This window comes from Leptotrichia sp. (assembly GCF_057270615.1).
The window spans coordinates 41,665-53,823 of sequence record NZ_DBHIXN010000001.1; the positions used below are offsets into that span (position 1 = coordinate 41,665).

The 12,159-nt window shown below is 31.3% G+C and carries 13 protein-coding genes; all 13 read right to left on the minus strand.

From position 1 onward, the window contains the following. Window positions 1-26 precede the first annotated feature (26 nt). On the minus strand, window positions 27-701 hold the full coding sequence (locus ACO409_RS00230) for a Fic family protein (RefSeq protein WP_485553831.1): 675 nt from the start codon (window positions 699-701) through the stop codon (window positions 27-29). A 37-nt stretch (window positions 702-738) separates the two neighbouring features. Beyond that, window positions 739-1,578 carry a YwqG family protein gene (locus ACO409_RS00235; RefSeq protein ID WP_485553832.1) on the minus strand — a complete coding sequence of 280 codons (840 nt, stop codon included), beginning with the start codon at window positions 1,576-1,578 and terminating at the stop codon, window positions 739-741. Between the two features lie 19 nt (window positions 1,579-1,597). Further along, on the minus strand, window positions 1,598-2,443 hold the full coding sequence (locus tag ACO409_RS00240; protein WP_485553833.1) for a metallophosphoesterase: 846 nt from the start codon (window positions 2,441-2,443) through the stop codon (window positions 1,598-1,600). 39 nt (window positions 2,444-2,482) lie between these two features. Next, window positions 2,483-2,992: an NAD(P)H-dependent oxidoreductase gene (locus ACO409_RS00245; protein ID WP_485553834.1), complete on the minus strand. Its 510-nt coding sequence runs from the start codon at window positions 2,990-2,992 to the stop codon at window positions 2,483-2,485. A 36-nt stretch (window positions 2,993-3,028) separates the two neighbouring features. Beyond that, window positions 3,029-4,060 carry a PDDEXK nuclease domain-containing protein gene (locus ACO409_RS00250; protein ID WP_485553835.1) on the minus strand — a complete coding sequence of 344 codons (1,032 nt, stop codon included), beginning with the start codon at window positions 4,058-4,060 and terminating at the stop codon, window positions 3,029-3,031. Between the two features lie 70 nt (window positions 4,061-4,130). Next, window positions 4,131-4,625: an alpha/beta hydrolase family protein gene (locus tag ACO409_RS00255; RefSeq protein ID WP_485553836.1), complete on the minus strand. Its 495-nt coding sequence runs from the start codon at window positions 4,623-4,625 to the stop codon at window positions 4,131-4,133. Between the two features lie 96 nt (window positions 4,626-4,721). Further along, window positions 4,722-5,117, minus strand: coding sequence for a hypothetical protein (locus tag ACO409_RS00260; RefSeq protein ID WP_485553837.1), 396 nt, complete (start codon window positions 5,115-5,117; stop codon window positions 4,722-4,724). Window positions 5,118-5,141: 24 nt separating this feature from the next. Continuing rightward, window positions 5,142-6,674: a 2-isopropylmalate synthase gene (locus tag ACO409_RS00265; protein ID WP_485553882.1), complete on the minus strand. Its 1,533-nt coding sequence runs from the start codon at window positions 6,672-6,674 to the stop codon at window positions 5,142-5,144. 109 nt (window positions 6,675-6,783) lie between these two features. Continuing rightward, complete coding sequence (locus tag ACO409_RS00270) at window positions 6,784-7,533, minus strand: class I SAM-dependent methyltransferase (protein ID WP_485553838.1); 750 nt, start codon at window positions 7,531-7,533, stop codon at window positions 6,784-6,786. Between the two features lie 136 nt (window positions 7,534-7,669). Then, a complete protein-coding gene (gene ilvN, locus ACO409_RS00275) occupies window positions 7,670-8,158 on the minus strand; it encodes an acetolactate synthase small subunit (RefSeq protein WP_485553839.1) in 489 nt (162 codons plus the stop codon). Further along, window positions 8,151-9,872 carry a biosynthetic-type acetolactate synthase large subunit gene (ilvB, locus tag ACO409_RS00280; protein WP_485553840.1) on the minus strand — a complete coding sequence of 574 codons (1,722 nt, stop codon included), beginning with the start codon at window positions 9,870-9,872 and terminating at the stop codon, window positions 8,151-8,153. The genes ilvN and ilvB overlap by 8 nt, the downstream gene beginning before the upstream one ends. Before the next feature lie 33 nt (window positions 9,873-9,905). Continuing rightward, window positions 9,906-11,129 carry a threonine ammonia-lyase gene (gene ilvA / locus ACO409_RS00285; RefSeq protein WP_315047264.1) on the minus strand — a complete coding sequence of 408 codons (1,224 nt, stop codon included), beginning with the start codon at window positions 11,127-11,129 and terminating at the stop codon, window positions 9,906-9,908. Between the two features lie 118 nt (window positions 11,130-11,247). Continuing rightward, window positions 11,248-12,117, minus strand: coding sequence for a prolyl oligopeptidase family serine peptidase (locus ACO409_RS00290; protein ID WP_485553841.1), 870 nt, complete (start codon window positions 12,115-12,117; stop codon window positions 11,248-11,250). Window positions 12,118-12,159: the final 42 nt, after the last annotated feature.

Consider the following 12,159-nt stretch of genomic DNA (forward strand, 5'->3'; position numbering starts at 1 on the left):
TATATTTTTTTAATTTATTAACCTATTTAAAATTGTTCCATTCGTTTCTTTTCAAATTCTTGCAATTCTTTTACTTTATCTAAAATAATATCTGCATTTTGTTCCCTTAAATAGTTCATATACAATGCTCTATCATTTTTTTCAATCACAAACGGACTTATATTTTCCTGAAAACACAAATATAGCATAATCAGCCTTCCTGTTCGCCCATTTCCATCGCTAAAAGGATGAATTCTTTCAAATTCTATATGTGAATTTAAAATTTCCAGCAACTTTTCATCATCAGTTTTACACAATTCCAACCGATAATTCAAGTTTTCAATCCAATTTTTTGTAAGAACTGGTGCTTGACCTGGCGTAGAAGTTTCAAAATCTGCACCAATTATTGCATTACTGCTATTTTTAAAATTTCCCGCATTATCGTTTAACCTGTCTAAAATTTCCTTATTTATATTTTTAATCATATAAATATCTAATTTTTTCTCATTTTCAAGTTCACTTATAATATAATCAATTGCTTTCTTATGATTTAAAACTTCAAAAACTTCACGTACACTCTTGCTTCCAGGTATTGTACTATCCAAAATAATTGTAGCCGTTTCATTTAGTGTCAATGTATTTCCTTCAATAGCATTCGAGTGATGCGTCATTCTTACCGATAAATCTAAAAAATATTCATAATTTATAGTTTTTATATCCATTTTCCCAACTTTCTATTTTCCTGTCTACCCAATAAAATCAATAACAATCCCAATTGTAGAAAACATCTGAAAAGTCCCTATTTTTCAACTTTTCACGATTAATAAAAAAATTCATCACTCCACAATCTCCAATCATTATTTCTTTTCCACTATTAATTTGAAATAATAAAGTATCGTATTCATTCATTTCATCGCCTTTTCTTGGTTCAGATTGTGTGAAAAATGGAAATCCATTACATTTTGTACCAATATTTTCTTCATAAAATTCATATCCATAAATTTCTTCCACTTCTTCAGATAATTTATCTTTTTCATCAAATTTAAAATTTTCTTCTTCCCATACTTTTTCAAATAAAATATCTAAAAAATCATAATCTAAATTCTCTTTTTGTTTTCCCAAAGAAAATTCCATTTTGCAAGGATGATGTGCTATCAAAAAATCCCATGCCGGGTCATATTTGTAAGGATTATACATTTTCTTAAACTCATCTTCAGAAAAATATTCTCCTATTTTTTCATAATAAATTACATCAAAACCATTCCGATTTGTACTGTTGTCAAAATCTAATCCCATTAAGTCATCTCCCAAAATCCAAAACTGCAAAATCCCTTCCTGCGGGAAATCTTCAAGTCCCTTCAAATCCTCACAATTTATCTGTGCAAGAAACATAAACTGTTTCCCTTCTGAATTTGTTGGAATTTTACTCCCTTTTGGAATATATGGAATCCCTTCAATTTTACTATCTGTTATTTCCATTTTCTTTAAAGTACTGACTGAAGCATTTGCAACAATCATTTCTTTTGCTATTTCATAATACTTTTTTTTAATTTTTTCAAAAATATCTTTTGCCAACTTCTTTAATTCTTTATCTTCCATATCGCACCACTTCCAAATTTTAATTAATTCTCTTCAACTCAAAAATCACAATCTCAGGCTGTGCAAAAAATCGAATAAACATCTCAAGAAAAGCACCACCAACTCCAGAAGTAATATAAATTTTATGCCCGCCATACTCTTTCATTCCATAGCCATATTTTTTCTTATCCTTCACTGCCGATACAATAATTTTTCCAAAAAAAGTAACCTGTCCAGCGTGGGTGTGTCCTGCTAAAATCATATCAGTTTTTTCCTTTTCAGCTTCTGACATTTTCTCAAAATATTCAGGATTATGAGTTAAAAACAACACAAAGTCTTCTTTTTTCGTACCTTCAAGAGCTTTTTTCGCATCAGGCTTTCCATGCCACAAATCAGTCACTCCTGCAATATATATTTTTTCGTTATTTATCGTTACTTTTCTATTTTCATTTGTAAGCAGATTAAACCCTAGTTTTTTCATATTTTCAGCAGTTTCCTTTTCACCTGGATACTCATGATTTCCATAAACCGCATATACTCCAAGTTCAGGAATTTTAATATTTTTAGCATCTTCATAAAACTTAGGAATATTTTTCTCCCAAGTCGCATAATCTCCACCTAAAAGAATCATATCCTTTTTTTGTGCATTAATCAGTTCAATTGCCTTTTTCTGCTGCTTTCTATTAAACCGTGTCATCGTATCATACTGAAAATCCGCCACAAACAGCACTCTTTTCCCATCAAATTCTTTTGGAATATCTTTTGACTTTATCTCAATTGTCCTAATTTTAATATGCCTGTACTCATAATGAGCATAAATTAAAAATATCACAATTAGTCCCGCAAAAACCACTAGAAATTTAATAATCCAACTTTTTGCCTTCATCTTTTCTCCTTCTAAATAAAATAAATGCCGATCCAATTTCTATTCACTCACAAATTTCCTAACTTTTTCAAGAAATTTCTTCCTATCTTCATCTTTTCCTTTTGCTCTTAAACTATAATGAATCCATTTCGTTTTCTTAATCCCAACTCCACCAAAATTTGCTTTTTTCATCGTAATTCCGAAACCTGTTATATTTAAAAAAAATTTAGGTGCTGTAGCAGTTGTAATCATTTTTGCTGTTTTTATATTGGTTAAAAAACCTTTTATTCCATTCTGTGTATTTTCGTATGCAAAGCCTCTCAACATAACTTTATCAAAAAATCCTTTTAATATAGCAGGTAACGACATCCACCAAATTGGAAAAATCAATATTAGCTCATCTGTATTTTTCAATATTTCCTGATATTTCAGAACTAAAGGATCAGTACTTTTCCCTTGCGAATATAAGTTCAGTTCTTTTTCAGTCATTACAGGATTAAATCCATCTTTATTTAAAATTGCTTTATTGAAACTTCCATTCCATGGGTGGGAAAAAATTATTGTTTTCATTTTTAAATTTCCTTCTCTCCGTAATCAATTTTCTAATTAATATTCCACTTCATTATTCTTTTTACTTTCAAACAATGTCTTCTGCCTTTCTATTTCATTTATTAATTCCTCTTCACTAGGCAGATAATTTATATATTTACTTGCAAAAAGGTTTTTATTATCATTCAAAATCGAATACTTTATAATAGTTCTGTCTGTTTCCGTACAAAGAAGAAGTCCTATTGTTGGATTATCATTTTCCTGTTTTTTTAAGTCATCATACATTCTTACATACATATCAAGTTGTCCAATATCCTGATGTGTTAATTTTTCTGTTTTTAACTCTACTATAACAAAACATTTCAAAATATAGTTATAAAATACTAAATCAATATAAAAATCTGAATTTTCTGTACGAATATGCTGTTGCCTTTCCACAAATGCAAAACCTTTTCCAAGTTCCATCATAAACTTTTGAATATCGTCTGTTAATGCCTTTTCCAATTGACTTTCAGTATAAGACATATTTGTTGGCAAATCTAAAAACTCCAAAACTACTGGATTTTTTATAAATTCTTCAGTTTGCAAACTTTTTATTTTTTCTTTCATTTCATCTTCAACCGTTTTTTTATCAATACTTGCAACAATACGATTATAGTAAAGTGTAGATATATTTCGATCTAATGTTCTTACAGACCACATATTTTCTGCTGCTTCCATCAAATAAAATATTCTAGCTTTCTCATCAGAAACTCTTAAAACTTTTTGAAAATGAGACCATGTCAATTTGGCGGACACTGTTCGCCATTTTTCAAAATCTGAAAACATAAGATAGAATTGTCTTATTTCTCTTAATGTTCTATAACTATATCCTTTTCCAAATTCTTCTGTAAGTTCCTTAGATAAATTTTTTAATATTTCTTTCCCGTATTCAGCTCTTTCTTTCCCGTTCTGCTCTTCTTCTACAATTCTTCTTCCAATTTCCCAATATGCTTCCACCATCGCCGAATTTACAGCGGTATATGCTTTTTGTCTAGCATTTTTAAGTATTTTCTTTATTTCATTAATGTAATTATTTGATATTCCCATCAAAATCCCCTCCCTTTTAAAATTACTTATTATAAAGTCTATTTATTCGATTTTTTTATAGTCCTCTAATTCATTTTTCTACATAATCAGCCACAATATCATTATTTAAATTTTGAAATATAAAGTGATCATTTCCAAAAATACCTTCTTTTGGAAGTTTAAATAAAACTGAATTTCCACCTTCATCATTGTATTTTTTTACAAAATTTTTACATTTTTCCAATCTTTCCTGCCAAATTGGAGTTGATAAAATTTTAGGATCTCCATTTTCAATGTAATCACCAAAATAAAATGCTATAGGTATTTTTTGTGATAATAATTCTTTGTATTCTATACTATTTTCTGCCGCAGGTCCACCAGGTTCAATTACAACTATTGCTTTTATATTTTTAGTATAAATAGGTGCTAACCAACCTAGAGATCCTCCTTGAGAATGGCTAATAAGTATAGATCTTTTACCTGTTCTCTTGTATACTTCATCAATAGTGGCAGCAAGAGCCTTAGCAACAACTTCTTTATCAATATCAAGCCCTCTGTCAGATTTCATTCCTGTATCAGGAGTCATTTCATTTGTCTAAAAAATTGGTCAATTGAGTATTCATAGTCTGAAAATTGCGAGTTTTTGTTTAAAACTACCTTATATAAATCAATATTTTTTTATTTACTCTTTTACTTTCAAAACTAAAGGATTTCCAAAAACAAAATATAGATTCATCACTATAACAAATAAAATCATATATAAAAAACCTTTACTAGCTTCTATTTTTAGTTTTATTTTCAAGAAAGCTCCAAGTAATGAAATTATAACTAAACATACAAAAAGTAAATATACTCTATAATTTTGTTTTATTTCAATTTCTGTAACTTCTTTTTCAATATTTATTTTTTGTTCAGAACTTTTAAAATACAAAGTTCGTACTTTAATTGTATGTTCTCCATAATCTACATTTTCAATTTCTTTTTTATTTTCTTTAAATTTTATAACTTCATCATCCAGAAAAAAATTCATTGAAGTATTTTTTTTACCTGATTTATCATTTATAACTAATTTAGGCATAATTTTTCACCTCTTCAAAAAAAACTATTTATTATAAAGTCTATTTATCCCATTAATATAAGCCTTAATACTAGCCTCAACCACATCCGTACTTTGTCCTCTACCAATAAATCTATTTCCATCTTTTTCAATTACAACAACAACTTGTGCTTGTGCATCCGTATCCCCTGTAATTGCTTCCAATTTGTATTCTTCTAAGACAAAAGTGTCACTCACTGCTAAATTTACTGCATTGTAAGCTGCATCAACTGGTCCATCTCCAAGAGCTTCTTTAACTAATTTTTCTCCATCTAAGTCGATTGTAACTGTAGCTTTTGGTTTTTTACCTTCTTGTCTTGAAATTTCAAAGTGAGTCAATTTGATTCTTCCTTCGATTTTTGCTGCATCTCCAGCAACTAATGCGATAATATCTTCATCTAAAACATATTTTTTCTTGTCTGCCAATTTTTTAAATTGTGCAAATAATTCTTCCACTCTTTTTTCATCAATATGGTCAAATCCAAGCGATTGTAATTTTTGAACAAAAGCATGTTTTCCAGACAATTTTCCAAGTACCAAGCTATCTGTATTTCTTCCAACAGATTCAGGACTCATAATTTCATAAGTTTCAGGATTTGCTAAAACTCCATGTTGATGGATTCCTGATTCGTGTGCAAATGCATTTGCTCCAACAATTGCTTTATTAGGCTGTGTTGTAACTCCTGTCAAAAGGCTTACTAATTTACTTGTTGGGTAAATTTGTTTTGAGTCAATATTTGTGTAGTATTCTTCAAATAAATCTTTTCTTGTTTTCAAAATCATTGCAATTTCCTCAAGTGAAGTATTTCCAGCTCTTTCGCCAAGTCCGTTAATTGTACATTCAATTTGAGTTGCTCCAGCTTGAATTGCCGCAACTGAATTTGCTACAGAAAGTCCCAAATCATCGTGACAATGCACAGAAATATCAACATTTTCAATTCCTTTTACATTTTTTCTCAAATAAGTTATAAGTTCAAACATTTCATTTGGAGTTCTGTAACCCACAGTATCAGGCACATTTAATGTAGTAGCTCCAGCTTTTATAGCTGTTTCATACACCTCTACCAAAAATTCTTTTTCTGTTCTGGTCGCATCTTCTGAAGAAAATTCAACATCATCAACAAATGATTTTGCAAGTTCTACCATTTCTTTTACTCTTTCAAGAATTTGCTCTTTTGTCATTTTCAGCTTAAACTCTCTGTGAATAGGCGAAGTCGCAATAAATGTATGAATTCTAGGTTTTGCCGCACCTTTTAGAGCCTCCCCTGCTGCTTCAATATCTTTTTTCACAGCTCTTGACAAACTACAAACTGTTGAATTTTTTACATTTTCCGCAATCATTTTAACTGCTTCAAAATCTCCAGGCGATGCCACAGCAAATCCAGCTTCAATTATATCCACTCCCAAACTTTCCAATTGTTTTGCAATTCTTAATTTTTCTTCAGCATTAAGATTAACTCTTGGTGTTTGTTCTCCATCTCTTAGTGTTGTATCGAATATTTTAATATGCTTTTTCATTGTCTTATTCTCCTTGTAAATTAATTTTCTTGTTTCGCTTTTTTATTTTCTATATCTCAATTTATCAAATTTAAAAATTTCTTTCAAAATATTCACTCTAAAAAAAGTTCACTTTAAAAACAAAAATTTACTATTTCTTCACAGCTTCAAATCTCAATCTTACATAATCAGCTATAATTTGTCCATTTTCATTTTTTTCAAGCTCTTTTTCCACTTTTTCAGCTATTTCATCAATCAATTTTTCGTGCATTTCTTTCGGAATATTCACAAAAGCAGGTGCAGAAAAGGTTTGTAGCCATCCTTTTATCCCTGTTGGAAGTAAAGTTGGACGAGAAAAACTTATCATTCTTTTTACTTTTAAGCCATATTTATTAAGTAATTCTGTTTCTTCTTTTTCTGTCGGAAAAAACCAGCATTTTACGGCTTTAAAATTATGTCTTTTTGCAACTTCAAACATTGCATTTTCTATTTTTTCCACATTTCCTTTGCAACCCATTTCGACCACAAATCGTCCACCTTTTTTGAGTGCTTTTGCCACACCTTCCAAAACTTTATCAGGATTTGTCATCCAATGAAGTGCCGCATTGGAAAAAATTGCATCAAATTCATTTTCAAAATTCATATTCTGTGCATCGCCTTGTATCGCATCAACTCCCAATTTTCTAGTCGCTTCAACAAATTTCTGACTCCCATCTAGTCCCAAAACTTTGCACCCATATTTTGAAATTTCCTTAGTCAATACACCATCTCCACAGCCTAAATCCAAAATATATTCATCCTTTTTCGGATTCAGCCATTCAATCAGTTCCTTCCCATAATCCGAAACAAACCGTGCATTTTTCTCATACTTTTCCTTTTCCCAATGCTGACTTACACTCATTTTCTGTACCTTCTTTCTGTACTATTTCAATATTTTTTCTCCATTTTATCAAAACATTTTTTCTAATCAATATTTATTACTATTCATTAATATTCAATCCTAAAATTCCAAAATCCAATTCAAAATTTCTAAAATCCTACAATTTATCTCCACGACTCATCGCTACAACCCCAGTTTTCGCAATTTCTAAAACTCCATAATTATGCATAATTTCTACAAATCCACGCAATTTTTTCACATCTCCTGTAAGTTCAACAACTAGCGAAGTTGGTGATACATCTAAAACTTTTCCTCTGTAAATATCTGCAACTTGAACGATTTGCGCTCTAGTTTCTGGATCAGATTTCACTTTTATTAACATCAATTCCCTTCTAATAACATTTTCAACTGGGAAAACTTTTACTTTTACAACATCCACAATTTTATAAACTTGTTTTTGAATTTGATTTAATGTTTTGTCGTCTCCTTCTACTGTCATTGTCAATCTCGCATAACCAGGTTTATTTGTAACTCCTGCTGTCATTTTTAAAACGGAATATCCTCTTCTGTTGAATAAAGACATTATTCTCGACACAATTCCATCAGTATTTTTTGCAATTATTAAAATTTCATGCTCTCTATTCATTTTCTAACACACCTTTCTTTCCAATCATTTGACTTACAGTTTTTCCTGCTGGAATCATCGGGAATACATTTTCTTCTTTTTCAACAACACACTCGATTAACACACCTTCATCAGATAATATTAAATCTTTTAATTTTGTTCTCAAATCTTCTTTGTTTGTAAGTTTTGCATTTTTAATTCCATACGCTTCTGCAATTTTTATAAAGTCTGGATTTATTTCCAGATTAACGAATGAATATCTTCTGTCTTTAAATAATTCTTGCCATTGTCTAACCATTCCCAAGTAAGAATTGTTCAAGATAACAACTTTTACTGGCAAATTATACTGTTTAATCATCATTAATTCTTGCACTGTCATTTGGAAACCACCATCTCCAACGATTAACACGACTTTTTTATCAGGTGCTCCTATTTGTGCTCCTATTGCCGCAGGAAGTCCAAATCCCATTGTTCCAGCTCCTCCTGAAGTTACGATTGAGTCAGGATTTTTGTAAGTGAAATATTGAGCAGCCCACATTTGATGTTGACCAACATCAGTTACAACAATTGTGTCCCCTTGCAAGATATCGTCAATCGCTTTTAGAACTTCTTGCGGAAGCAATTTATTTTCCCCAACTTCTCTATGTCCTAATGGATATTCTTTTTTCCATTCAACAACTTTTTTAACCCATTCCTCGTGAGTTTGCGGCTCAATTTCAGCATTAATATCAGTCAACACATGTTTTAAATCCCCAACAATTGGTACATCAGCCCTTTTATTCTTATCAATTTCAGCTGGATCAATGTCAATGTGAATAACTTTCGCATTTTCAACAAATTTACTTGGATTTCCAGCAATTCTGTCATCAAATCTAATTCCAGCTGCAATTACTAAATCTGCCTCATCTGTCGCATAATTCGCCGGTACAGTTCCGTGCATTCCTAACATTCCAAGAGATAATTCGTGCGACTCAGGAAATGCTCCCAATCCAAGCAATGTTGTAGCTACAGGTGTCTGTGTCTTTTCTGCATATTCAAACAATTCTTTCGACGCTTTCGATTTCAAGACTCCTGCTCCCGCAATTATCAATGGTTTTTTCGCTTCTTTTATCAATTTAATTGCTCTTTTTATTTGACCTTGGTGCCCTTCATAAGTTGGCGAATATCCTTCTAATTCAATTTCTTCATTAAATAATCTTTCAAATTCTTCATATGGAATTTGATGAACTTGAATATCGTTTGGAATATCAATAAGAACTGGTCCTGGTCTACCTGTTGTCGCAATGTAGTAAGCCTCTTTTACAACTCTAGGTATTTCTTTTATATTTTGAATCAAATAATTACATTTTGTAATTGGCATTGTAATTCCAACTGTATCAGTTTCCTGAAAAGCATCTCTTCCCAATAAATTTGATCTAACTTGTCCAGTTATTGCAATCATTGGTACAGAATCCATATGTGCTGTCATTATTCCTGTAACCATATTTGTTGCACCAGGCCCTGAAGTTGCAAGACAAACTCCCACTTTTCCAGAAACTCTCGCATAACCATCTGCCGCATGTGACAATCCTTGCTCATGTCTTGCAAAATAATAATTTATTTTGTCATAACTATAAATTTCATCAAATATTGGAATTACCGCTCCTCCAGGATATCCAAAAATATCTGTTATTCCTAATCTGTGTAGCGATTCCAGTAAAATTCTACCACCGTTTATCATCTTAGTTTCACTCATTGTTTCAACCACCTTTTCTTAATTTTTTATTTTCTAATCATCCATCATTGCTTGTGCATTTAATCTTCTAATTATATATCCTTTTTTCTCAAATTCTTTAGTTATTTTATTAATATGTTCTTCTCCATTTGTTTCAACCGTAACTTGTAATTCAACTTCATGGAATCTGTCTAAATTCTTAAACTGATTATGTTCAAGTCTAATTACATTCGCATTTTGTTCCGAAAGAATTTGTGACACAGCCACCAATTGTCCTGGTTTATCAGGCAAATCAACCGCAAATGTAAAAATTCTTCCTCTAGCTACCAATCCTTTATTAATCATAGATGAAATAGTTAATACATCTATATTACCGCCACTTATTATTGAAATTATTTTTTTCCCTTTAACATTTAATTTTTTCAATCCTGCTACAGATAAAATTCCTGAATTTTCTGCAACAATTTTATGTTTCTCAACCAAGACCAAAAATGCCGCCATTAGCTCATAATCAGATACAGTAACTATGTCATCTACATATTTTTCAATATAGTCAAATGTAATTTCACCAATTTTTTTAACAGCTGTTCCATCTGCAATTGTATTTGCTTCATCAAGTTCAACTACATGATGACTTCTTCTAGCCTCTAAGGCACTTGCCGCACCTTCTGGTTCAACTCCTATTATTTTTATTAGAGGATTTTTTAGTTTAGCTGCACAAGCTATCCCAGAAATCAAACCTCCTCCACCAACAGGCACTAAAATCACATCTGCATCTGGCAACTCCTCCAACACTTCCAAAGCAATGGTTCCTTGCCCTTCAATCACATCTTCGTCATTAAACGGATGCACGAAAGTGTACCCTTCTTTTTCCTGCAATTTTTTTGCATATTCATAAGCCTCGTCATAAACTTCTCCAGTCAAAATAACTTCTGCACCATATCTTCTAGTCGCTTCAACCTTAATAAGTGGCGTGTGTTTAGGCATAACAATTACAGCTTTAATTCCCAATTTTTGAGCAGCTAGTGCCACTCCTTGCGCATGATTTCCAGCTGAGGCTGCAATTACTCCTCTTTTTTTCTCTTCTTCAGTCAATTTTGCAATTTTATTATAAGCACCTCTTATTTTAAATGCACCTGTTCTTTGTAAGTTTTCAGGTTTAATATAGACATCGTTTCCTGATTCATCAGAAAAAATATTGCTATGAATCAATTTCGTCTTTTCAATAACCGTCCCCAATCGTTCTCTAGCTTCCATAAAATCATATAATTTATGCAATTTTTTCACCTTCTCCAATTTTTTTATTTCCCTAATTTTCTTTCAGTTTTTTACAAGGAGCTACCTCATAAATCAAATAAAAATAATTTATGATTTATTAGGCACTCCCTGTCTCACTTTAAATATTTTTTATTTTTTCGTTCAAGAAATCTATTATCAATTCTGTAACTTCAGGCTGAAACCAATATTCATCTGAATGTCCCGCTCCTGGAACTATGTATCTTTTTGAGTCCACACCCTTTTCAATCAACGCCTTATGAAGTATTTCTGTCTGATTCGGAAGAACCAATGTATCTGCATCTCCATGCATTAATAGAAATGGAGGCGTTTTTTCTGAAATATAAGATATAGGATTTGTAGATTCAATATTATTTCTTACATCATTTAGCCAAAACTTTACTGACATAAGTATCGCCCTATAGCCTTCTTCTGCATCTTCTGGAATATCAAAATCAACTTCTCCAAAATCCGTTACACCATAAATATCTACAACTGCTTGCACTTCACTATTTTCAGACAAATTATCACCTTTATCGTAATCCGCAATTCCACTTGTAACTCCTGCCATTGCTACCAGATAACCTCCAGCAGATTCACCCATCAATGCTATTTTCTCCTTATCAATTCCATACTCATCAGCATTAGCCTTTAAAAATCTTATTGCTGCCTTCACATCTTCCAGACTTTGCGGAAAAACTCCATCAGGAATAGTCCTATATTCCATACTTGCAACTACATAACCTGCTTTAGCTATTTCCAATCTTTGTTGCAAATAATTTTCCTTATAGCTGTGTGCAAAAGACCCTCCCGGCACAAATAATACTGTCGGATATTTCCCCTCTCTATTAGGCTTTAAAATATCCATTTCCAATTTTATATTTTTCCTAAAATAACTAACTGGCTGTGAATAAGTAACATTTACTATTGATTTTATTTTTTCTTGTGTCAATTTAACATTTAGAATTTTACTTTCATTATCATTTACCATTTGATTTTTCTCCTCTGAAATTTTCCTAATAATTACGATTAA

Bases quoted from the DNA above. Each gene is read 5' to 3' on its own strand.
- ACO409_RS00230 (WP_485553831.1), bottom strand. From the start codon at position 701: ATGGATATAAAAACTATAAATTATGAATATTTTTTAGATTTATCGGTA.
- ACO409_RS00235 (WP_485553832.1), bottom strand. From the start codon at position 1,578: ATGGAAGATAAAGAATTAAAGAAGTTGGCAAAAGATATTTTTGAAAAA.
- ACO409_RS00240 (WP_485553833.1), bottom strand. From the start codon at position 2,443: ATGAAGGCAAAAAGTTGGATTATTAAATTTCTAGTGGTTTTTGCGGGA.
- ACO409_RS00245 (WP_485553834.1), bottom strand. From the start codon at position 2,992: ATGAAAACAATAATTTTTTCCCACCCATGGAATGGAAGTTTCAATAAA.
- ACO409_RS00250 (WP_485553835.1), bottom strand. From the start codon at position 4,060: ATGGGAATATCAAATAATTACATTAATGAAATAAAGAAAATACTTAAA.
- ACO409_RS00255 (WP_485553836.1), bottom strand. From the start codon at position 4,625: ATGACTCCTGATACAGGAATGAAATCTGACAGAGGGCTTGATATTGAT.
- ACO409_RS00260 (WP_485553837.1), bottom strand. From the start codon at position 5,117: ATGCCTAAATTAGTTATAAATGATAAATCAGGTAAAAAAAATACTTCA.
- ACO409_RS00270 (WP_485553838.1), bottom strand. From the start codon at position 7,533: ATGAGTGTAAGTCAGCATTGGGAAAAGGAAAAGTATGAGAAAAATGCA.
- ilvN (WP_485553839.1), bottom strand. From the start codon at position 8,158: ATGAATAGAGAGCATGAAATTTTAATAATTGCAAAAAATACTGATGGA.
- ilvB (WP_485553840.1), bottom strand. From the start codon at position 9,872: ATGAGTGAAACTAAGATGATAAACGGTGGTAGAATTTTACTGGAATCG.
- ACO409_RS00290 (WP_485553841.1), bottom strand. From the start codon at position 12,117: ATGGTAAATGATAATGAAAGTAAAATTCTAAATGTTAAATTGACACAA.